This is a genomic window from Massilia aquatica (assembly GCF_011682045.1).
Classification (GTDB): Bacteria; Pseudomonadota; Gammaproteobacteria; order Burkholderiales; family Burkholderiaceae_D; genus Telluria_A; species Telluria_A aquatica.
The window spans coordinates 14,715-34,748 of record NZ_VVIW01000039.1 but is presented as its reverse complement, the minus strand read 5'-3'; the positions used below and the strand labels follow the sequence as shown (position 1 = coordinate 34,748).

Genomic DNA, 20,034 nt, shown 5'->3' with positions numbered 1-20,034 from the left:
CTAGGGGCGGTTTTACTGCAGGCCGTCGCGGTTCTTTTAACCCCGTCTTCCCCGCTTAGGGGGGTATCCATAGCACCTTTGCTCAACGGTGCTATGGATCCCCGCCTTCGCGGGGAAGACGGCTCAAAAGGTATAGCCTATCAATGAGAAATACCTGGACGCTGAAGCTACCCGGCGCACCCGCACACCGGGCAATCGGCATTGCGCGCCACGCCGATGCTGGTCCACTCCATGGCGCGCCCGTCGAGCAGCAGCAGGCGTCCCGCCAGCGATTGTCCGACCCGCATGACCAATTTCAGCGCCTCGGCCGCCTGCATCGCGCCGACCACGCCCACCAAGGGCGCGAACACGCCCATGGTGCTGCACGCCACATCCTCAAAGTGCTGATCCTGCGGAAACAAACAGCTGTAGCACGGCGAATCGGCGCGGCGCGCATCGAACACGCTGATCTGCCCGTCGAAGCGGATCACCGCGCCCGACACCAGCGGCACCTTGTGCGCCACGCAAGCCCGGTTGACGGCGTGGCGGGTGGCAAAATTGTCGCTGCAATCGAGCACCACCGAGGCTTGCCCGACCAGCTCGGCCAGGCGCGCGTCATCGGCGCGCTCGCGCAAGGCCACGACGTCGATCCCGGGATTGATCGCCAGCAGCGCGGTGCGCCCGGATGCGACCTTGGCTTGCCCCACCCGCGCGGTGGTATGCAAAACCTGGCGCTGCAGGTTGGTCAGATCGACCTCGTCATCGTCGACCAGCACGATGCGCCCGATCCCGGCCGAGGCCAGGTACAGGGCCGCCGGCGAACCGAGCCCGCCGGCGCCGATGATGAGCGCGCTCGCCGCCAGCGCCCGCTGCTGGCCTTCGATGCCGATTTCATCGAGCAGGATATGGCGCGAATAGCGCAGCAGCTGGTCGTCGTTCATCGTGTGCGGGCCGTACGGTGCTGCATTATTTCTTGTCGCCTTTGTTGAGTTCGGGCGGCTTGACCTCGGTTGCCGGCAGCTTGACGCCCGGCGCCGCCTTTTCCTTGGATTTCTCGGCTTCCTTGTCGTGCACCGGTTCGACCTTGGAGAGTTTGACCGGCAAGCCCTTGAAATGGTTCAGTGCCTGGGCCAGCTGGAAGTCGTCCTTGCTGCCGAATTCGAGCGGCTTGCGCGTACGTGCCAGCGACTGCGCACGCTGGTCTTCTTCGACTTCGTCGCGGCGCGCGCGGCCCGGGTCGACGCTGTCCTTGCCGCTGCCGTCGGACAGGTGCTTTTCCAGGTCGGCTTCGCGCACGCGCAGGCTGTTCAAGCCGTCGCCCTCGGCGGTTTCGTCGACCATGACGTCGGGCACGATGCCCTTGGCCTGGATCGAGCGTCCGTTCGGGGTGAAATAGCGCGCGGTGGTGAGCTTGACGGCGGTGTCTTTGGTGAGCGGGCGCAAGGTTTGCACCGAGCCCTTGCCGAAAGTCTGGGTGCCCATGATGATCGCGCGCTTGTAATCCTGCAAGGCGCCGGCGACGATTTCCGAGGCCGAGGCCGAACCGGTGTTGACCAGCACGATCACCGGCACGTTTTTCAGCGCGGCCGGCAGCCTGGCCAGCGGATCGGCGCCATTGCGGGCGGCGTAGAATTCGCGGCGGCCATAAAACACTTCGTTCGAGTCGCGGCGCTGGCCGGCGGTCGAGACGATCGGCTTGTCATGCGGCAGGAACGCGGCCGACACGCCGATCGCGCCCGGCAGCAAGCCGCCCGGATCGTTGCGCAGGTCCAGCACCAGGCCCTTGAGCTTGGGATCTTCCTTGTACAGGGCGTTGACCTTCTTGACCATGTCGTCCACGGTCTGTTCCTGGAACTGGCTGATGCGCAGCCAGCCGTAGCCCGGCTCGACGATCTTGCCCTTGACGCTCTGCACGCGGATTTCTTCGCGCACCAGCGGCACGATCCACGGCATGTCGTCGCCCTTGCGCGCAATCGTCAAAACGACCTTGCTTTTCGGCTCGCCGCGCATTTTCTTGATCGCTTCGTCCAGCGACATGCCCTTGATCGGGGTGCTGTCGATGCGGGTGATCAGGTCGCCCGCCTTGATGCCGGCGCGAAAGGCCGGCGAATCTTCGATCGGGGTCACGATCTTGACGTAGCCCTCTTCCATGGCCACTTCGATGCCCAGGCCCACAAAACGCCCCTGCATGCTTTCCTGCATCTCGCGCAGGGCTTTTTTATCGAGGTAGACCGAGTGCGGGTCGAGCGAGGCCACCATGCCGGTGATCGCTTCCGAGAGCAGCTTGCGGTCTTCGACCGGCTCGACGTAGTCGGACTTGATGAGGCCGAAGACATCGGTGAGCTGGCGCAGCTCGTCGAGCGGCAGGGGCGCGCTGCCGGGTTTTTGCGCCATGGCCGAAAACTGGAAGGACGCGGCCACGCCGGCCACCATGCCAATGCCGATCAGGCCGATACTTTTGACTTTCATTCTTCTACCTATAGTAATACCGTCAGAAATTCACCCAGCCCGCCGGATCGACTGCCGCACCCTTGTGCCTGATTTCAAAGTATAGCCCCGATTCCTCGTTGCCGCCGGTGTTTCCCGCGCTGGCGATCGGCTCGCCGCCTTTGACGGCGTCACCCTCGCGTTTCAGCAGGGCCTGGTTGTTCCCGTAGACCGACAGGTATTCGGTGCCATGGTCGACCAGGATCAGGTTGCCGAAGCCGCGCATCCAGCGCGCGAACACGACGCGCCCGCCCGCCACGGCGCGCACTTCGCTGCCTTCGGCGGCCTTGATGAACATTCCTTTCCAGCTCGGTCCGCTGCCGCGCTTGGCGCCGAAACGGGCCGCCAGCTTGCCGGACACCGGCGCGCGCAGCTTGCCGCGCAGGCTGGCGAAAGCGCCGTCCAGCGTGGCCGGCGCGAGCGCGATGTCGGGCCTGCGCGGCGGAGGCGGTTCCGGCTTGTCGGGCACTTGCGCGACCACGGGCGCTTCGTCGTCGTCGATCGGGTCCATCGGCACGGGAACGGGGACCGGGACCGGCTGCGGCGTCCTGGCGCCGGTGCGCGGGTCGATCTTGGGCGGCTTCTTGGCTGCTTCGCGCGCCAGGCGTTCGCGTTCGCGCTCGATGGCGCGCTCGCGTTCCGCCTTGCGTGCAGCCATGCGTTCGGCTTTCCTGGCGGCGGCCAGCAGGCGCGCTTCCTCGGCGGCCTTGGCGCGCGCGGCGGCCAGGGCTTCCTGGCGGCGTTGCTCGGCGGCAGCCGCTTCGGCCTGTTCCTTGATCAGTTTGGAGAGCTTGTCGACCAGCCCGGCCATGCGCTGTTCGTCGCGTTCCAGGCCGCCGATTTCCTTGCGCTGCTCGGTCAGCCGTTCCGACAGCGATCCGAGCAAGGCGGCGCGGCGCGCCTTTTCCTTGACCAGCACGGCTTTCTGCTCGCGCTCTTCCTGGGCGATTTCGTCGAGTTCTTCGCGCGCGTTTTCAGCCTTGTCGCGGTTGCTGGCGACGGCGGCCAGGTTGCCGTGCAGGGAGGCGAGCAGCCGGGCCTGGGCTTTCGAGACATACGCCATCAGCTGCAGATCGCGGTTGATGCGGTTCGGATTGTCGCCCGAGAGCAGCAGCTTGATGCGGTCTTCGTTGCCGGCCACGTACTGCTCTCGCAACAGGCGCGACAGTTGCTGTTTCTGGCTGACGATGGTGGCGGCCAGCTGCTCTTGCGAGGCGGCCAGGCCGGCCACGGCGGCGCTGGTCTCGCTCTGTTCGCTGGCCAGCTCGCGCAGCACGCGGTTGGCGTTGGAAATGGCTTCCTCGGACTCGGCCAGGGTGTCGGCCGCATCCTCGCGCTCGCTTTCGGTCTTGCTGACTTCGCGCTTGAGCTCGGCCAGCTTTTGCTGGATGCCGGCGCGCGTCTTCTCGGCCAGCACTTTCTGCTTGCTGCGTTCGGTCTGGCGGGGAGCGGGCGCGGGAGCCGCGCCGCACGTGGCGACGGCCAGGAGCATACACAAGGCTCCGGCCGCTAACTGCTTGAACTTAAAAGACAAAACTTACTTGGCCTTCCCTTGATTGGCGACCGCGGCAACGGCGGCGGCGATGGCGTCCTGGTCGCCCAGGTAGTAGTGGCGGATCGGTTTCAGGTCGGCGTCGAGCTCGTACACCAGCGGCTGGCCGTTGGGGATGTTGAGGCCGACGATGTCGTCGTCGCTGATGCCGTCGAGCATTTTGATCAGGGCGCGCAAGCTGTTGCCGTGGGCCGAGATCAGGATTTTCTTGCCGGCGCGGATGGCCGGGGCGATTTCTTCATCCCACACCGGCATCACGCGCGCCACGGTGTCTTTCAGGCATTCGGTCAGGGGAATGCTGTCCTTCGGCACGCCGGCGTAGCGCGGATCGTTGAACGAGGTGCGCTCGTCGGACGCTTCCAGCGCCGGCGGTGGCGTGTCGTAGCTGCGGCGCCAGACCAGCACCTGGGCGTCGCCGTACTTAGCGGCGGTCTCGCCCTTGTCCAGGCCCTGCAGGGCGCCGTAGTGGCGCTCGTTCAGGCGCCAGTCGTTCTTGACCGGCAGCCACATCATGTCCATGTCGTCGAGCGCCAGCCACAGGGTGCGGATGGCGCGCTTGAGCACCGAGGTGTAGGCCACGTCGAAAGTAAAACCCGCCTCTTTGAGCACCTGGCCGGCGCTGCGCGCTTCGCGCACGCCTTTTTCGGTCAGGTCGACGTCGGTCCAGCCGGTGAAGCGGTTCTCGAGGTTCCAGGTGGATTCGCCGTGGCGCATGAAGACAATTTTGTACATAAGCAATTTTTCAGAAGAGTGAGGAAAAGGGGTGCGATGCGAAAATGGTGAGTGCCAGCGCTAACTATCGGTGACGCAAAGGTGAAGTTATAGCAGATCCGGCTTCTATTTTATAATGCGCGGATTGTCCTAAACCATTGGAACCCCGTGAAATTCATTATTGACCATATTTTTATCGTCAGCATCGTCGTGCTGTCGGGCGGCGCCCTGCTCTGGCCGGCGCTGCAACCTCGCGGAAAACGTGCTTCCACCTTGCAGGTGACCCAGCTCATCAACCGCGGCAAGACCGTGGTGGTGGACGTGCGCACGGCCGAAGAATTTGCAAACGGGCATTTGCGCGACGCGAAAAACATTCCGCTGGCAGACTTGTCATCCCGCATAGCCGAGCTCGACAAGGCGAAAAGCAAAACCGTTGTCGTCGTGTGCCAGACTGGCGCGCGTGCCGACAAGGCCATCAAGATCCTCGAAGGCGCCGGATTTACCGACGTGTTCAGCCTCGATGGTGGCCAGACCGCATGGCAAGCCGCTGGCTTGCCGACTGCAAAGTGAAAGGAAATACCATGACAGCCCATGTAGTGCTCTACCATACCGCCTCCTGCCCGTATTGCGTGCGCGCCGAGCGCCTGCTCGAAGCGAAGGGCGTGACCGACATCGAGAAAATCCGCGTCGACCTCGACCCGGAGCAAAAAGTGGTGATGATGAACAAGACCGGCCGCCGCACCGTGCCCCAGATTTACGTGGGCGAGACCCATGTCGGCGGTTTCGACGACTTGTATGCGCTCGATCAACAAGGACGCCTCGATCCCTTGTTAAAAGGGCTTTGATCGGCATATAGTCCCGGGTTACCGCTAATCGATTGCGCAAAACTATTTCAAGTCGTATGATTTTGCTACAATTGCCGTCGCGTTTGAAGTCCAAGCACAGAGGGAACGGCGTGTCGCCGTTCTGTTAATTTCTCAACGAAAGCGTTCCATGTCTGACGAAAATCTGCAACCCGTATTCCAAATCCAACGCGTCTACCTGAAAGACATGTCGCTGGAACAGCCGAATTCCCCAGCCATCTTCCTCGAGCAAGAAGCGCCGTCGATCGAAGTGTCGCTGGACGTTGGCGCCGAAGCCATCGCCGACGGCATCTACGAGTCGACCGTCACGATCACCGTGACCGCCAAGGTCAAGGACAAGGTTGCGTTCCTGGTTGAAGGCAAGCAAGCTGGTATCTTCGAAGCGCGCAACATTCCTGCGGACCAGATGGATCCCCTGCTGGGAATCGGCTGCCCGAACATCGTTTACCCTTACCTGCGCGGCAATATCGCCGACGTGATCACCCGTGCCGGCTTCCCGCCTGTGCATCTGGCCGAGATCAACTTCGAAGTGTTCTACCAGCAGCGCCGCCAGGCGCTGGCTGATGCAGCCGCCGCTGCTCCAGCTGACACCGCAGCACACTAAGCAAGCCGCAGGGTGGGCCGGGCCGCCCGCGCGCAGCGACGCGATCGACTGCGCGCGGGTCCTGTCCAGGCACGGGTCTCCCGTGCCGCTGGCGGCCGCCACCCTGCACTCTCACGGCGAAGGCCACGCAATGACAATTCCCCGTTTTCTCCTCAGTGCCGCATGCGTGCTGGCCTCGGCGTCCGCGCACGCGCTTGAATTCAAGAGCGTCGGCGCAGCCAGCCTGATCCTGTATGACGCACCCTCGCTCAAAGGCGCCAGGCTGTTCGTGGCGCCGCGCGGCATGCCGGTCGAAGTCGTGCTCACCTATGGCGAATGGGTCAAGCTGCGCGACGCCGCCGGCGACCTGGCCTGGGCTGAAGCCAAGTCGCTGAGCACGCGCCGCAATGTGGTGGTGCGCAGCGCCAACGCCAAAGTGCGCGGCGCGGCCGACGCCGACGCCAATCCGGTGATGAGCGCCGACAAGGGCGTGCTGCTGGAACTGATCGACCCGCCGGCCGCGGGCTGGATCAAAGTCCGTCATCGTGACGGCATCAGCGGCTATATGCGCGCCGCCGACGTGTGGGGCGTGTGAGCCCCATGCCAACGAGCACGCACAACGTTGCAAAACGCAAGATCACCATCCTGGGCGCGGGCGCCTGGGGCAGCGCCGTGGCCATCGCGCTGGCAGCGCGCCATGAGGTGCTGATGTGGGGCCGCAATGGCGGCGCCATGGAGGCCATGGGCGCGCAGGGCGAGAACCGCGCCTATCTGCCGGGCTGCGCGTTTCCGCCCGGACTGCGGGTCACCGCCGACTTCGATGCCGCCCTGGCGCATGTGCTCGGCACGCCCGAGATTGAGGCGCCGCTGCTGATCGCGGCCTGCCCGGTGGCGGGCTTGCGCCCGCTCCTGCTGCAACTCAAACCGCACGCAATTTCGCACATCGTCTGGCTTTGCAAGGGCTTCGAGGGCGATACCGGCCTGTTGCCGCATCAGGTCGTCAGCGACGTGCTGGGCGCCGGGGTGGCCGGCGCTGCGCTGTCGGGGCCGTCGTTCGCGCAGGAAGTGGCGCGCGGGCTGCCGTGTGCGCTGACGGTGGCGTCGCGCTCGGAGATGCTGCGCGAGCGGGTGGTATCGACTGTTCATGGCGGCAATATCCGCGTGTATTCCTGCGACGACCTGGTCGGCGTGGAAGTGGGCGGCGCGGTCAAGAACGTGCTGGCGATCGCCACCGGCGTGGCCGATGGGCTGGGGCTGGGCCTGAATGCGCGGGCGGCCTTGATCACGCGCGGACTGGCCGAAATCACGCGCCTGGGCATGGCGCTGGGCGGCGTTGCCGGCACCTTCATGGGCTTGACCGGGATGGGCGACCTGATTCTGACCTGCACCGGCGACCTGTCGCGCAACCGCAGGGTGGGGCTGGGGCTGGCGCAGGGCAAGGCGCTGGCCACCATCGTGGCCGAACTCGGGCATGTGGCCGAAGGGGTGCCGTGCGCGAAGGCGGTACGGGCGCTGGCCGTCAAGCTGGGCGTGGATATGCCGATCACCAATGCGGTGGCCGGCGTGCTGTTCGACGGCGGAACGCCACAGGCGATGCTGGCGCAACTGCTGGCGCGCGATCCGCGCGATGAATTGACCTGAGGCCTTACCTCAGGGCGGCGCGCCGCGCGCACCCTGTTTCTGCAGCTTGTCGATGGTCTTGTCGGCCTTCATCGCCTGCAGGGCCGCCACCAGCGCCGGCACCAGCGCGGCGTGCTTCTTGTTGACGTAGTGGTAGACCGGGAACGACGCCAGTGCGGGCGCGAGCACGCGCACATTGTCGATCCCGAGGGTCTCGGCGGCAGCCAGCCCAGCTAAGCGGTTGCCGACCACCACATCGGTGCGGCCCATGGCCAGCTTCTGGAAGGCCTGTTCCATGGCAGGCACCGCCTCGGTCTTCATGCCCGCTGTATTTTCCTTGACGATCTTGATGCCGCGCACATAGCCAATCGTGAACGGCCGCAGGCTTTCCCAGCCGTTAACGGCGAAATCGGTGCCGCGCGTGAAGATGACGATCTCATAGGTCAGCAAGGGCACGGGCACGATCGCCAGGTTCGGATAATCGCGCTCCATGCCGGCCTTGCGATACAGCTCGCCATCCATCCTGCCTTCGTTGGCCATCATCAGGGTGCGTTCCCCGGGCAACTTGTGCACCACCAGCACCCGGCCGATACGGCGGTAGGCTTCGCCCATGACCCGTTCGGCGACACTGGTGGCCGGGTCGCTGCCGACCAGCGTGGACACGTGGATGTCACTGGCCCCGGCGGCGGCGCCCATGACGCTCAAGGCGAGCGCGAGTATCAGAAAACGCTGTCGGTTCACGGGACTCTCCGAAAGAATGGGCTCAGCATCATCTTACCCGTCCCTTGCCGCCGTCCCGGCCTCAGGGCTTGAGCAAGATGGTCAACAGCGCCACCGCATCGTCATTGGCGCGCAAGCCGTGCGGCACGCCGCCCAGCAGGTACAGCATCTCGCCCGGGCGCAGCACCACGCTCTTGCCGTACGCATCGCAGACGATCTCGCCCTGCAGGCACAGCAAGGTGATCTCGCCATCGACCTTGTGCACCGGCATGTCGCGGTCCTTGGGCAGCACCAGCCGGATCAGCTCCATGTTCTCGGTCTTGGCCAGCGCCACCGAAGTGAAATGGGCAATGTCGTCGTCGCCGCGTTGCAGTGGAATCAGTTCGCCCGAGGCGGCATGTTGTAAGGCCATGATGTTTCCCTTTATTCTTCCGGATTGCTCATCTCCACGCTGCGCAACCACGTCACCAGCGCAAAGGCATCTTTGAATCCGCGCGCCAGGTCCGGCACCAGCTGGTCCGGCTGATTGACCTTGAGGTCGATGTCGGTCCAGACAAAAAAGCTTTTCAGCTTCAGATACTCGACATGCACATGCTGCGGATCGAAGCCCTTGGGCGGACGCTGCAGCTTGTCTTCGTCCAGCAGGTCGCCGTAGGTGGCGCGCAGTTGTTTATTCTTCATTACTTTGGCAAATCCTGTCGCATCGTTGACGATGTGCTCACGGATTGCCTTCAGGCGCGGCGCCGGAGGCAGGTATTCGCCCACCCCGAATTGCAGCTTGCCGCTGCCGTCGATCTGGAAATAGTAGGTGGAACCGCCACCGGCACTCGGGCGGCGCAAATCCTTGGGAGTGATGCCGGCCGAAAAGCGCGTCTTGTACGGGCGCTTGTCGGTGGCGAAGCGGATGTCGCGGTTGATCCGGAACATGGCTTTCTTGGGATTGCAGGCCGCCACCTGCTTGTCGAATCTGGTCAGTTCGCCAATCAGTTCGGTCACGACCGCCAGGAATTCTTCGCGCAAGATATCGTAGCGCGGTTTGTTCATGATGAACCAGGGACGGTTGTTATTTTCGCTTAATTCGTTCAAAAACTGCGTCAGGTCGCGCAAATGCATTGTGGATCCAAAAAAGAGGGACGGCGGCGGAGGAATACTGCGTTACTGCGGACGCGGGCGCTTGCCGATGGTGACGTCGACCTTTGCCGGGCGGTTTTTGCGCATCACGGTCATTGTAGCCTTGCCGCCGGGCGCGAGCTGCGCGATCAGGTTCAGGGTGTCGTTGGTGCTGCCGGCCTGTTTGCCGTCGACCGCCAGCAAAATGTCGCCCGGGCGCAGGCCGGCGCGGTCGGCCGGGCCGTTGCGCACCACGCCGGCGATGATGGTGCCGCTTTGCCGGTCGAGCCCGAAGCTGTCGGCCAGTTCGGGCGTGATGTCCTGGGTTTCGATGCCGATCCAGCCGCGCACCACGGCGCCGTGGCGGATGATGGCGTCGAGCACGGTCTTGGCGGTGGTGACGGGAATCGCAAAGCCGATCCCGACCGAGCCGCCGCTCTGCGAATAGATGGCCGAGTTGATGCCGAGCAGGTTGCCATTGGTATCGACCAAGGCCCCGCCCGAGTTGCCGAAGTTGATCGCGGCGTCGGTCTGGATGAAATTTTCGAACTGGTTGATGTGCAGGTTGTTGCGTCCGAGCGCGGACACGATGCCCAGGGTCACGGTCTGGCCGACCCCGAACGGGTTGCCGATGGCCAGCACCACGTCGCCCACGCGCACGGCGTCGTCGTTGCCGAGCACGATCGCGGGCAGCTTGGGCACGGCGATGCGGATCACCGCCAGGTCGGTCTCGGGGTCGCTGCCGACCAGGCGCGCCGGCGCCTTGCGCCCGTCGGCCAGCACCACCTGGATCTGGTCGGCGCCTTCGATCACATGGTTGTTGGTGAGGATGTAGCCGTCCGGGCTGACGATCACGCCCGAGCCCAGGCTGGCCTGCTCCTCCTCGGGCGGCAGGCGGTCGCCGAAAAAGCGGCGGAAGAACGGGTCTTTCAGCAGCGGATGCTCGCGCCCCTGGTTCTTGCTGGTGAGGATATTGACCACGGCCGGCATGGCGCGCCCGGCCGCCTCGCGGTAGCTGCCCGCGGCCGGCGCCGCGCCGGGCGCCTGCAGCACCGACACATTGCTGGCGACCGTGGCCGGCTGGGCCCTGCGCCCCAACCCGGCCAGCCAGTCCGGGCGCAGGGCCGCGGCCACGAAGTACAAGGCCAGGGCCACCGTCACCACTTGCGCAAACAACAACCATAAGCGCCGCATCGCGCCCTCCTGTCTATTTTTTCAGGCAATCCCGGATCTCGCGCAGCAGCAGCACGTCTTCGGGGGTCGGCGAGGCTGCCACCGCCGGCGGTTCCTCGGCGCGGCGCAGCTTGTTCATCAGGCGGATCATCTGGAAGATGATGAAGGCCAGAATGATGAAATTGAGCAGGATGGTCAGGAAATTGCCGTAGGCGAGCACCGCGCCGGCTTTCTTGGCTTCGACCAGGGTCAGGTTCATGGCCTGGTTGTTGAGCGGGATATAGTAATTGGCGAAATCGAGTCCGCCGAACAGGCGGCCGATGGGCGGCATGATGATGTCTTGCACCAATGAATCGACAATCTTGCCGAAAGCACCACCAATGATCACGCCGACGGCGAGATCGACCACATTGCCCTTCATTGCGAACTGCCGGAACTCGCTCATCATCGTCATTCTTGCCCCCTACGATTGTGAAATAACCATCTCCGATCATACCTCACCGCTGTTAGAAACCAAACCGGGTCAACGGTTCCCGGCGAACCGCTATCGCCCCGCAAACAGGGCCGACGCACGCGAAATGCGCGCAACGGACCGCAGATTCGTTTCAAATTGGCGATGATTCGCTCTTGACAGGCGCACGAGCAACATTTTTTCTTTAACTCGCCCCCCTATTCCCTTATAATTTAAGGTTGCTAGAAGCTCTAAGTAGCTTTTTAAGATTTCGCATTTTGACTGATTGGGGTTGGTATGAGTAACGAAAAGCAGGTCGATCCGGGCCGACGCGTCATGCTCGCCGCTACGTGTGCGGCGGGTGGTGTTGTCGGTTTGGCCACGGCGGGAGCCTTGGTAAGCACATTCCAGCCGTCGGAGAAGGCAAAAGCCGCTGGCGCGCCGGTGGAAGTAGATATTGCCGGCATGACTGTCGGCGAAATGAAGACCGTGGAATGGCGCGGCAAGCCCGTGTGGATTCTCAAGCGTTCGCCGGAAATGGTCGCGTCCCTCAAGAAGACCGACGCCGACGTGGCCGATCCGAAGTCCGAGCGCACGCCGGACATGCTCACGCCCGAGTACGCGCGCAACGAACACCGTTCGATCAAGCCGGAACTACTGGTCGCGGTCGGCATCTGCTCGCACCTGGGCTGCTCGCCAACCTCGAAGTTCACCGAAGGCGCCCAGCCGAACCTGCCCGACAACTGGCACGGCGGCTTCCTGTGCCCTTGCCACGGTTCGACCTTCGACCTGGCCGGCCGCGTGTTCAAGAACAAGCCGGCGCCGGACAACCTCGAAGTGCCGCGCCATATGTTCGTGGGCGACAAGTTGATCATCGGTAAAGACGAGAAAGGCGAGGCATAACCATGGCCGCTTTTAAAGAAACCAAGTTCCCCGCGAATGCGCCGGTGGCCGACAAGGCGCTGGGCTGGGTGGACGACCGCTTTCCGCTGACCAAGCTCTGGAACGACCAGTGGGGCCAGTACTACGCTCCGAAAAACTTCAATTTCTGGTACATCTTCGGCTCGCTCGCGATGCTGGTGCTGGTATTGCAGATCGTCACCGGTATCTTCCTGACCATGCACTACAAGCCGGACGCCAACCTGGCATTCGGTTCGGTCGAATACATCATGCGCGAAGTACCGTGGGGCTGGCTGGTGCGCTACATGCACTCGACCGGCGCCTCGGCCTTCTTCATCATCGTCTATCTGCACATGACGCGCGGCCTTCTGTACGGTTCGTACCGCAAACCGCGCGAACTGATCTGGCTGTTCGGCTTTGCCATCTTCCTGTGCCTGATGGCCGAAGCCTTCTTCGGCTACCTGCTGCCATGGGGCCAGATGTCGTACTGGGGCGCCCAGGTGATCGTCAACCTGTTCGGTGCGATTCCTTTCATCGGCCCTGACCTGTCGCTGTGGATCCGCGGCGACTACGTTGTCTCCGACGCCACCCTGAACCGCTTCTTCGCCTTCCACGTGATCGCGATTCCGCTGGTTCTGCTGGGTCTGGTTGCTGCCCACCTGATCGCGCTGCACGAAGTCGGTTCGAACAATCCCGACGGTATCGAAGTCAAGGAAACCCTGGGTCCGGACGGCCATCCGCTCGATTCGATCCCGTCGCACCCTTACTACTCGGCGCACGATCTGTTCGGCGTGTCGGTATTCCTGCTGATCTTCAGCGCGGTGGTGTTCTTTGCCCCGGAAATGGGCGGCTACTTCCTGGAGTACAACAACTTCATCCCGGCCGATTCGCTCAAGACCCCGGCGCACATCGCCCCGACCTGGTACTTCACGCCGTTCTACTCGGTGCTGCGCGCCACCACGGCCGACTTCATGTATGTGCTGATGGGTGCGATCGCCCTGTACGTGGCCTTCATCTGGGTCAAGACGCGCCTGTCGTTCGTGGTCAAGGCCGCCATCGCCGTGTTCGCGCTGCTGGTCATCATCGGCATGCTGCCGCAGGTGCTGGATGCGAAATTCTGGGGCGTGGTCCTGTTCGGTTCGTCGGTGATGATCATCGCCGCCCTGCCGTGGCTGGACAAGTCGCCGGTCAAATCGATCCGCTACCGTCCTGACTGGCACAAATATGTGTACATGGTGTTCGGCATCTCCTTCGTGCTGCTCGGCTACCTCGGTACCCAGCTGCCGACCGCCGTCTTCACGATCATGTCGCAAGTGTGCACCTTGCTGTACTTCGGTTTCTTCATGTTGATGCCTTGGTGGAGCTCGATGGGCACCTTCAAGCCCGTGCCGAAACGTGTGACGTTCCATCCGCACTAATCGACGACATCACAGCAAAAGGACATTACATGAATTTTCCGAAAAAACTGATCGCGATCCTGGCATTGCTGCCAGGCCTGGCATTGGCCAGCGGTGGCGGACATCCGCTGGACAAGGCGCCTGCGCGCCCGACCCTCGCCTCGCTGCAAAACGGCGCCAAGCTGTTCGTCAACCACTGCCTGAACTGCCACTCGGCTTCCTCGATGCGCTACAACCGCCTGAAAGACATTGGTCTGACGGAAGAGCAAATCAAGGAAAACCTGCTGTTTACCGGTGAAAAAGTCGGCGCGCTGATGACCACCGCGCTGCGCCCGGCCGACGCCAAGGAATGGTTCGGCGTGGTACCGCCCGACCTGTCCGTGATCGCCCGCGCCAAGGCCTCCTCGGCCGGCACCGGTCCCGACTACCTGTACACCTACCTGCGCACCTTCTACAAGGACGACACCCGTCCGACCGGATGGAACAACATGGTGGTGGCCAACGTCGCCATGCCGCATGTCATGTGGCAACAGCAGGGTGTGCGCACCGTCAAGATGGATGAAGTCAAAGATCCGCATGATGCAAGCAAAACCATCCACAAGTTCGCTGGCTTTACCCAGGTCACGCCTGGCACCATGACCCCGCTCCAGTTCGACGAAGCGACGGCCGACCTGGTGGCCTACCTTGAGTGGATGGCCGAACCGGCCGCCACCACCCGCAAGAGCCTGGGCGTGTGGGTCCTGTTCCTGATGTCGATCTTCGCCCTGTTCGCATGGCGCCTGAGCGCATCGTTCTGGAAAGAAGTCAAGTAAGCAGGCTGCACGCTTCATTCATTGCCCGCTGAGTCATTCAGCAGGCACATTTCGGGGTGATCCGCTCGTCGTTTCACCCCCTTTGTTTCTAAGGAACTATAAAAATGATGGTTCTCTACTCCGGCACCACGTGCCCGTTCTCCCAACGCTGCCGCTTGGTCCTGTTCGAAAAAGGCATGGACTTCGAAGTGCGCGATGTGGACCTGTTCAACAAGCCAGAAGACATCTCGACGATGAACCCGTACGGCCAGGTACCGATCCTGGTCGAGCGCGAACTGATCCTGTACGAATCGAACATCATCAACGAATACATCGACGAGCGCTTCCCGCATCCGCAGCTGATGCCGGCCGATCCGCTGATGCGCGCGCGCGCGCGCCTGATGCTGTTCAACTTCGAAAAAGAATTGTTCGTGCATGTCCACGTGCTCGAGAGCGAGCGCGCCAAGGCCAACGACAAGAGCCACGACAAGGCGCGCGCGGAAATCCGCGACCGCCTGACAACGCTCGCGCCGCTGTTCCTGAAGAACAAGTACATGCTGGGCGACGAATTCTCGATGCTCGACGTGGCCGTGGCCCCGCTGCTGTGGCGCCTGGACCACTACGGCATCGAACTGTCGAAGACGGCGGCGCCGCTGATGAAGTACGCCGAGCGCATTTTCTCGCGTCCGGCCTACATTGAAGCGCTGACCCCGTCCGAGAAAGTCATGCGCCGCTGATCGGCGGCCAAGGCCTACTGCAACTTCCGTATCACGCCAGTCACGACGCCTTCGGGCCAATCGCAGTAGACTGGCGTGATCACCCGTACTACACCACGACAGAACATGCCCGAGATCTCAACCAAGCCCTACCTGCTGCGCGCCATTTACGAGTGGTGCACCGACAACGGGTTCACGCCCTACCTCGCCGTCAAGGTCGACGCCGCCACCACGGTGCCGATGGAATTCGTCAAAAAAGGCGAAATCGTGCTCAACATCAGCTTCGGCGCCACCTCGGGCCTGAAGATGGACAATGACGCGATCCAGTTCCACGCCCGCTTCGGCGGCGTCTCGCGCGAGATTTACGTACCGGTGCAAAATGTGCTGGCAATCTACGGCAACGAGAACGGCCAGGGGATGGCGTTCGACGTGACCAGCACGGCGTCCGAGAACGCCGCCGGCCAGCCGACCGACAGCCCGCTGTCGAGCGTGCCGGCGCTGGCCAAGGTGCCGCCGGTGGGCTTGCAGAGCGTGCCGGTCACGGGTGCGGACAGTGCGCCGACGGGCGTGCCGACGACCGCGCCCGCGCCGGACGACAACAACGATCCGCCTAAAAAAGGTGGCCGTCCGACGCTCACGCGCATCAAATAGCGTATAATCGCGGCTGTAAAAGTTTCGCCGACTTAGCTCATTTGGTAGAGCAGTTGATTTGTAATCATCAGGTGGCCAGTTCGAAACCGGCAGTCGGCACCAGGATGTATCAAAGGGTTACAGGATTTTTCTTGTAACCCTTTTTTTTCGGAATCTTGTCACTTTTATGTAGGCACTATGTAGGTTTCTCGCGCTGGTAAATTTGACAATGAGATTGCATTTTTTAGAGAGAATTATGGAACTCATTGACTCTGATTCACGTACCCTTGCGCTGACTGCCTTCTCTGATGCAATGGGAGTGGGCCCAAGAGCAATCGCGATTGAGATTCCGCCCGGCGACTTAGGCCGGTAAGCGACTGGCGAAGGCTATTGCTGCAAGCCAAAAGAATGACCCGAAACTAAATTATCCCCCTTGCGTGCCGACCGGTCCCCGCCTACGGCCTACCCGAGCCCGCGCACCGTGTGATCGCGGCAACCATGCGCCTTAGGCAGCGGGTGCTTCCCAGCACTTTTCGGCACTTTGCCCACGCTGCGCAATTCGCCGGGGCCAGGTCCAGCGTCATCCCGGCGTAAAATAGACACCAGCCCGTGTCCAGGCGGGGTAAGCTAGGGGCGGTCGAGGCCTTTCAGTATTGGCCCGTACTTTTCGGCGACTCATTGCGCACCTGCTAGCCCCTCTCCCATCGGCGGGCCGCAGCGGGCGGGGCGTCGGTCATATCATCTTTGCTTGGCCGCCGACCTGACCGGCGCCGCCCCGGCTGGAATGCTGGTGCCGGCCGCGCACTCGCTGCCGATCTGTCAGAAACGATAGGCATCGCTAGAAGTTACGCGGTCGCATGGTCATAGATTTTTTGAGTTGTTAAAATGATGAAGATACAGTCTCCCGGCCAAATATTACAAGGCCTCGACGATACAATATTGACGCCTGATGAGCTCGAAATCCAACTTTCCCAACTTCGCCTTAGCCTGGTAAATGCGGACCAGAACGTACTCAGACAAATGGAAAACCATTCAGTTGAAAGAGTACGCTCACTGGGAACAGAAGCGTGTTTCTTGTTCAATGTGGAAGCGAATCTGTTAAAGCGAATCCATAACATATCTGATAATTTTCTCGATCGTGCAGATGAACTGCTTCATACGCTGATTGCACTGGAGATTGCGCTTCGGCAGTACTATCGTTTACCGTTGATGAAAGACCTTCCCTTCAAAATAGAGGTGGAAAATAGGGACGACTATTTGCACGTCAGTGACTTTGACGCGATGGCTGCAGTAGATTATTTTTTAACCTATTTCGGTATTGTAATTCGCTCGCTCGTTGATAAAAATTCAAAAACGAATTTCCCCAAAAACATTGCAGACGAAAAAGTTGCAACCGCCGGCCGCCATCTTTTGCTCGCCGCAGATTGGCAGATTTTTCACGAGGCTCGAACGATTTGGCGACATGGAGCGGCATTTGTCCTACCCGAACAACAGATAATAGACTCTAGTAAGAGCGAGGCACTTCAGGCTTTCCGAATTTCAATGTCCAGGTTGAGGGCATTTCGAACATCACGACGAACAGATGCGCTGCGGAATGACTTAATCTCCGAAGGGACGCTGGTATTGCCATGTGCAGGTTTTCGTTCAGAAGATGAATTAATTTCTGGATACCTGACTTCGCTTCAGTTCTATTCTGAACACCTTACTGAGCCTTTTTACGGAGCTACTCTGGGGGAGTGGATTCGTGCCTATACTGTCATTAAAGAGCTAGCAGTAGAGCATATTTTGCAAAACCGTACGATTCCCAACCCTAGCGAGCTACTTTTCAAGGCGGATGCGTTGGCTTTTGAATCGATACTCGGATCACGTGGCGGAATTACCGATGTTGCGGCAAAAGCCATTGTAAAGCACTTCACCTTTAACTCCAGTTCGAAAGACCTGTTAGATGCACCACTCGTGCCAGTTGGAGATCATCTTTTCCTACTACCGGCAGTGGCGGCACAAATCGAGCCAGCTTTTTCAATCGAGTCCCTGCTGAAATCAATTAAGAACGAAACGAGTCACGAGTTGGCAACAATTGGCCCTGGCCTTGAAAAGATCGTTCTAAAAGACCTAAGGGATGCAGGCATTACTTGTTCGAAGGTCAAGTATAAAAAATATGACTGCGATGTGGCATTTGTCTTGGACGACGTACTATTTCTTTGTGAATGTAAGGGAAAGTTTTTAGCGACTGATTTTCACAGCTACATAGCACTTGAATCCTACCTCACGGGTGAGGCCCTAACCCAACACCAAAGAACTTGTGATTACTTTGAGAAACACCTTGAACATATGCGTCACAAGCTTAACCTAGCCCCGAGTTGGACTCCGCAACGAATCGAGCGAATTATTATTACGTCCGCCAAGCTGGGGCGCGTTCTAAATTGCAACGGATATCATATTACAGACGAAAACACGTTCCATGCGTATATTGCACAGTATAAGATGATTTTGCGAAGCGGTGCCGGTGCCGAGATATTTCAGTTTCATGATCCTTTGCTGGAAGGGACCCGAACGGCGGATGGCTTTCTAAAGTTTATCCACGCTCCCCCAGTTATTGCCTTACATAGACGATATTTGAAGAAGCGTGACTTAACGATCAGTGCTGGGTTAATTGAACTAACAGTACGAGACCAAGAATGTTTTGGGGAAGTGCTGGCACTAAAACATTGAGAGTTCATGCCAATTCAATGGACATACACACCCACTAGCGCCGGCGCAGCATCCACTGCACATGTACGACGCACTGTTGGCGAGGGAATGGGTCGGCGAAGGAGTGGCGGCATGAATCTGCAACACGAGCGTATCGCCGCGTTATGCGACAGCCTGAACCTGCCGTTCGTGGCCCAAGGTTACGGCGCGGCCACGCCAAGGGCACCCAAGCAGGAGATGGCCTACAACGACTTCCTGGAAGGACTGCTGAGAGAGGAAGCTGCGGGTCGTAATATGAGAAAGCAAAGCACAATGACCCGTCTGGCAGGTTTCCCGGTGGTAACGATGCTGGAGGAGTTCAACTACGACTCCGCCAAGGGCGTCAAGCGCAGCCAGGTCGAGGACTTGGCTGGCCTTGGCTTAGTGGAGCGACGCGAGAACGTGGTGCTGATCGGTCCCAGCGGCATGGGCAAAACGCATAGCAATGGCGCTCGGTACAAAGCGACACAGGCGGGCATCAAGACGCTCATCACGACGGCGGCCGACTTGATGCTGGCGTTGAGCACGGCGCATACGCAAAACAACCTAAAGGCGGTCATGCACCGGACAACCAAGGCGTATCGCCTGCTGATCATCGACGAGATCGTCTACCTGCCGATGAATCGAGAGCAAGCCAACCTGTCTTCCAGGTGATCGCCGCTTGTATGAACGCAGCAGTCTGATCGTGACCAGCAACCTGCCGTTCGGCCAGTGGGATACGACGTTTGCGCAGGATACGACCTTGACTGCGGCGCTGTTGGACCGCATGCTGCACATCGTGCCGATCGCGGGCGAAAACTACAGGCTAAAGCATCAGCGCCAAGCCGGAATGATGCGCGGAAGCGAGGTCACGGAAATTGGCTGAACACATGGCGTGTTCGGTGTGTAGGATCTAGTACGACGGAGAAATCTGATATTGGAACAGAAAAGTTGTCCACCGTAGACTTTGCCAATTTTTCACCAGTAAAGAAACTACCAGATTCTTTCATTTCTTCGACAGTTATAAATTTTCTTAACACAGAGTCTGCAAGATCTAAATTGGTTGATTCTTTTAGCCAATTTTCATTGTCCAATTCAATTATTGATTCGAAAAAAATCAACTAGTGATTTGTTGTGAGGTGTAAATTTTTTCATCCAGTAGCCATTACCTAAGCTTAAATAGAAAATAATATATATTTACCTCTTTATTAAAGTAACTGACTTTTTGGCTAAACGTGCGATACGTAACGTAACGGCACTATCTTGCACTTATCATCTTGCACATGACAGCGTAATCTAAGTTGCGGGACCATTTCTTAGGTAGCGCTAGGATAGCTGACGCGGGTGATACTTAAGGTGAGTCTAAGCGATTTATCCTGACGCAGATACGCTTTTACCGACAAGGAATACGACAAATGGAAACCTTGATTGATCGGGCACTTGTCGACACGATCACTTCGCATTTCCGCTCACTCACCTCCCTCGTTCCTCTGTCTCCGATCCGCTCGGAGCAAGACTACGACAAGGCCGTCGCCGTGTTGAACCAGCTGCTCGACGCGGCGCTGCGGATGAACATCATGCACTGGCCGATCTTGCCACGCTGCTGGGGACCCTGATCGCCGCCTATGATGAGGTGCATTAC

The 20,034-nt window shown here is 60.3% G+C and carries 21 protein-coding genes, 1 tRNA gene and 1 pseudogene; 14 read left to right on the top strand and 9 right to left on the bottom strand.

Annotation, left to right across the window (positions count from 1 at the left end):
* Positions 1-167 precede the first annotated feature (167 nt).
* Genes F1609_RS32345 through gpmA form a run of 4 tightly spaced genes read right to left on the bottom strand, consistent with a single transcriptional unit; the run spans position 168 to position 4,750 of the window.
* Positions 168-920 (bottom strand): HesA/MoeB/ThiF family protein, encoded by a 753-nt coding sequence (locus tag F1609_RS32345; RefSeq protein WP_167081761.1) that lies wholly within the window; start codon positions 918-920, stop codon positions 168-170.
* 25 nt (positions 921-945) lie between these two features.
* Positions 946-2,448, bottom strand: coding sequence for a S41 family peptidase (locus F1609_RS32340; protein WP_167081759.1), 1,503 nt, complete (start codon positions 2,446-2,448; stop codon positions 946-948).
* A gap of 22 nt (positions 2,449-2,470) precedes the next feature.
* Positions 2,471-3,958, bottom strand: a complete 1,488-nt coding sequence (locus F1609_RS32335; protein ID WP_167081757.1) for a murein hydrolase activator EnvC family protein — start codon at positions 3,956-3,958, stop codon at positions 2,471-2,473.
* A 45-nt stretch (positions 3,959-4,003) separates the two neighbouring features.
* The gene (gpmA, locus tag F1609_RS32330; RefSeq protein WP_167081755.1) at positions 4,004-4,750 is read right to left on the bottom strand and encodes a 2,3-diphosphoglycerate-dependent phosphoglycerate mutase; all 747 of its coding nucleotides are present in this window, start codon (positions 4,748-4,750) and stop codon (positions 4,004-4,006) included.
* 147 nt (positions 4,751-4,897) lie between these two features.
* Here gpmA and F1609_RS32325 point away from each other — a divergent pair, with 147 nt between their 5' ends.
* The 5 genes from F1609_RS32325 to F1609_RS32305 all read left to right on the top strand — a co-directional run bounded on the left by F1609_RS32325 (position 4,898) and on the right by F1609_RS32305 (position 7,816).
* Positions 4,898-5,299 (top strand): rhodanese-like domain-containing protein, encoded by a 402-nt coding sequence (locus F1609_RS32325; protein ID WP_167081753.1) that lies wholly within the window; start codon positions 4,898-4,900, stop codon positions 5,297-5,299.
* Between the two features lie 11 nt (positions 5,300-5,310).
* The gene (grxC, locus tag F1609_RS32320) at positions 5,311-5,574 is read left to right on the top strand and encodes a glutaredoxin 3 (protein WP_126077359.1); all 264 of its coding nucleotides are present in this window, start codon (positions 5,311-5,313) and stop codon (positions 5,572-5,574) included.
* 148 nt (positions 5,575-5,722) lie between these two features.
* On the top strand, positions 5,723-6,196 hold the full coding sequence (gene secB, locus F1609_RS32315) for a protein-export chaperone SecB (protein WP_166892068.1): 474 nt from the start codon (positions 5,723-5,725) through the stop codon (positions 6,194-6,196).
* Positions 6,197-6,326: 130 nt separating this feature from the next.
* Positions 6,327-6,770, top strand: coding sequence for an SH3 domain-containing protein (locus F1609_RS32310; protein ID WP_167081751.1), 444 nt, complete (start codon positions 6,327-6,329; stop codon positions 6,768-6,770).
* A gap of 5 nt (positions 6,771-6,775) precedes the next feature.
* Complete coding sequence (locus F1609_RS32305; protein WP_167081749.1) at positions 6,776-7,816, top strand: NAD(P)H-dependent glycerol-3-phosphate dehydrogenase; 1,041 nt, start codon at positions 6,776-6,778, stop codon at positions 7,814-7,816.
* A 9-nt stretch (positions 7,817-7,825) separates the two neighbouring features.
* Here the strand turns inward: F1609_RS32305 and F1609_RS32300 are convergent, their stop codons facing one another.
* The 5 genes from F1609_RS32300 to mscL all read right to left on the bottom strand — a co-directional run bounded on the left by F1609_RS32300 (position 7,826) and on the right by mscL (position 11,252).
* Positions 7,826-8,536 (bottom strand): substrate-binding periplasmic protein, encoded by a 711-nt coding sequence (locus tag F1609_RS32300; protein ID WP_370661699.1) that lies wholly within the window; start codon positions 8,534-8,536, stop codon positions 7,826-7,828.
* A 61-nt stretch (positions 8,537-8,597) separates the two neighbouring features.
* Positions 8,598-8,927 (bottom strand): cupin domain-containing protein, encoded by a 330-nt coding sequence (locus F1609_RS32295; protein WP_167081747.1) that lies wholly within the window; start codon positions 8,925-8,927, stop codon positions 8,598-8,600.
* Between the two features lie 11 nt (positions 8,928-8,938).
* On the bottom strand, positions 8,939-9,628 hold the full coding sequence (locus tag F1609_RS32290) for a DUF2461 domain-containing protein (protein ID WP_167081745.1): 690 nt from the start codon (positions 9,626-9,628) through the stop codon (positions 8,939-8,941).
* Between the two features lie 42 nt (positions 9,629-9,670).
* The gene (locus tag F1609_RS32285) at positions 9,671-10,819 is read right to left on the bottom strand and encodes a Do family serine endopeptidase (RefSeq protein ID WP_167081742.1); all 1,149 of its coding nucleotides are present in this window, start codon (positions 10,817-10,819) and stop codon (positions 9,671-9,673) included.
* 13 nt (positions 10,820-10,832) lie between these two features.
* On the bottom strand, positions 10,833-11,252 hold the full coding sequence (gene mscL, locus F1609_RS32280) for a large conductance mechanosensitive channel protein MscL (RefSeq protein ID WP_308609594.1): 420 nt from the start codon (positions 11,250-11,252) through the stop codon (positions 10,833-10,835).
* Between the two features lie 294 nt (positions 11,253-11,546).
* Between mscL and petA the strand changes: the two genes are divergently transcribed.
* From petA to F1609_RS34270, 9 genes and pseudogenes are all read left to right on the top strand, one after another.
* Positions 11,547-12,152: a ubiquinol-cytochrome c reductase iron-sulfur subunit gene (petA, locus tag F1609_RS32275; protein WP_167081740.1), complete on the top strand. Its 606-nt coding sequence runs from the start codon at positions 11,547-11,549 to the stop codon at positions 12,150-12,152.
* A gap of 2 nt (positions 12,153-12,154) precedes the next feature.
* Positions 12,155-13,567: a cytochrome b gene (locus tag F1609_RS32270; RefSeq protein WP_167081738.1), complete on the top strand. Its 1,413-nt coding sequence runs from the start codon at positions 12,155-12,157 to the stop codon at positions 13,565-13,567.
* A gap of 29 nt (positions 13,568-13,596) precedes the next feature.
* The gene (locus F1609_RS32265; protein WP_167081736.1) at positions 13,597-14,358 is read left to right on the top strand and encodes a cytochrome c1; all 762 of its coding nucleotides are present in this window, start codon (positions 13,597-13,599) and stop codon (positions 14,356-14,358) included.
* A 104-nt stretch (positions 14,359-14,462) separates the two neighbouring features.
* Positions 14,463-15,074: a glutathione S-transferase N-terminal domain-containing protein gene (locus F1609_RS32260; RefSeq protein ID WP_054265664.1), complete on the top strand. Its 612-nt coding sequence runs from the start codon at positions 14,463-14,465 to the stop codon at positions 15,072-15,074.
* A gap of 105 nt (positions 15,075-15,179) precedes the next feature.
* Positions 15,180-15,704, top strand: coding sequence for a ClpXP protease specificity-enhancing factor (locus tag F1609_RS32255; RefSeq protein ID WP_167081734.1), 525 nt, complete (start codon positions 15,180-15,182; stop codon positions 15,702-15,704).
* A 26-nt stretch (positions 15,705-15,730) separates the two neighbouring features.
* Positions 15,731-15,806: transfer RNA gene (locus F1609_RS32250), tRNA-Thr, on the top strand.
* A gap of 762 nt (positions 15,807-16,568) precedes the next feature.
* Positions 16,569-18,395: a hypothetical protein gene (locus F1609_RS32245; RefSeq protein WP_167081732.1), complete on the top strand. Its 1,827-nt coding sequence runs from the start codon at positions 16,569-16,571 to the stop codon at positions 18,393-18,395.
* Between the two features lie 111 nt (positions 18,396-18,506).
* A pseudogene (istB, locus tag F1609_RS32240) lies at positions 18,507-19,278 on the top strand (IS21-like element helper ATPase IstB).
* A gap of 529 nt (positions 19,279-19,807) precedes the next feature.
* On the top strand, positions 19,808-20,008 hold the full coding sequence (locus F1609_RS34270; protein ID WP_196785516.1) for a hypothetical protein: 201 nt from the start codon (positions 19,808-19,810) through the stop codon (positions 20,006-20,008).
* Positions 20,009-20,034: the final 26 nt, after the last annotated feature.

Coding starts and splice junctions, on each gene's coding strand:
- F1609_RS32255 (WP_167081734.1), top strand. CDS start 15,180: ATGCCCGAGATCTCAACCAAGCCCTACCTGCTGCGCGCCATTTACGAG.
- petA (WP_167081740.1), top strand. CDS start 11,547: ATGAGTAACGAAAAGCAGGTCGATCCGGGCCGACGCGTCATGCTCGCC.
- F1609_RS32310 (WP_167081751.1), top strand. CDS start 6,327: ATGACAATTCCCCGTTTTCTCCTCAGTGCCGCATGCGTGCTGGCCTCG.
- F1609_RS32260 (WP_054265664.1), top strand. CDS start 14,463: ATGATGGTTCTCTACTCCGGCACCACGTGCCCGTTCTCCCAACGCTGC.
- F1609_RS32340 (WP_167081759.1), bottom strand. CDS start 2,448: ATGAAAGTCAAAAGTATCGGCCTGATCGGCATTGGCATGGTGGCCGGC.
- gpmA (WP_167081755.1), bottom strand. CDS start 4,750: ATGTACAAAATTGTCTTCATGCGCCACGGCGAATCCACCTGGAACCTC.
- F1609_RS32265 (WP_167081736.1), top strand. CDS start 13,597: ATGAATTTTCCGAAAAAACTGATCGCGATCCTGGCATTGCTGCCAGGC.
- F1609_RS34270 (WP_196785516.1), top strand. CDS start 19,808: ATGGAAACCTTGATTGATCGGGCACTTGTCGACACGATCACTTCGCAT.
- F1609_RS32245 (WP_167081732.1), top strand. CDS start 16,569: ATGATGAAGATACAGTCTCCCGGCCAAATATTACAAGGCCTCGACGAT.
- F1609_RS32270 (WP_167081738.1), top strand. CDS start 12,155: ATGGCCGCTTTTAAAGAAACCAAGTTCCCCGCGAATGCGCCGGTGGCC.
- F1609_RS32305 (WP_167081749.1), top strand. CDS start 6,776: ATGCCAACGAGCACGCACAACGTTGCAAAACGCAAGATCACCATCCTG.
- F1609_RS32345 (WP_167081761.1), bottom strand. CDS start 920: ATGAACGACGACCAGCTGCTGCGCTATTCGCGCCATATCCTGCTCGAT.
- F1609_RS32285 (WP_167081742.1), bottom strand. CDS start 10,819: ATGCGGCGCTTATGGTTGTTGTTTGCGCAAGTGGTGACGGTGGCCCTG.
- F1609_RS32290 (WP_167081745.1), bottom strand. CDS start 9,628: ATGCATTTGCGCGACCTGACGCAGTTTTTGAACGAATTAAGCGAAAAT.
- F1609_RS32335 (WP_167081757.1), bottom strand. CDS start 3,958: ATGCTCCTGGCCGTCGCCACGTGCGGCGCGGCTCCCGCGCCCGCTCCC.
- grxC (WP_126077359.1), top strand. CDS start 5,311: ATGACAGCCCATGTAGTGCTCTACCATACCGCCTCCTGCCCGTATTGC.
- mscL (WP_308609594.1), bottom strand. CDS start 11,252: ATGACGATGATGAGCGAGTTCCGGCAGTTCGCAATGAAGGGCAATGTG.
- F1609_RS32295 (WP_167081747.1), bottom strand. CDS start 8,927: ATGGCCTTACAACATGCCGCCTCGGGCGAACTGATTCCACTGCAACGC.
- secB (WP_166892068.1), top strand. CDS start 5,723: ATGTCTGACGAAAATCTGCAACCCGTATTCCAAATCCAACGCGTCTAC.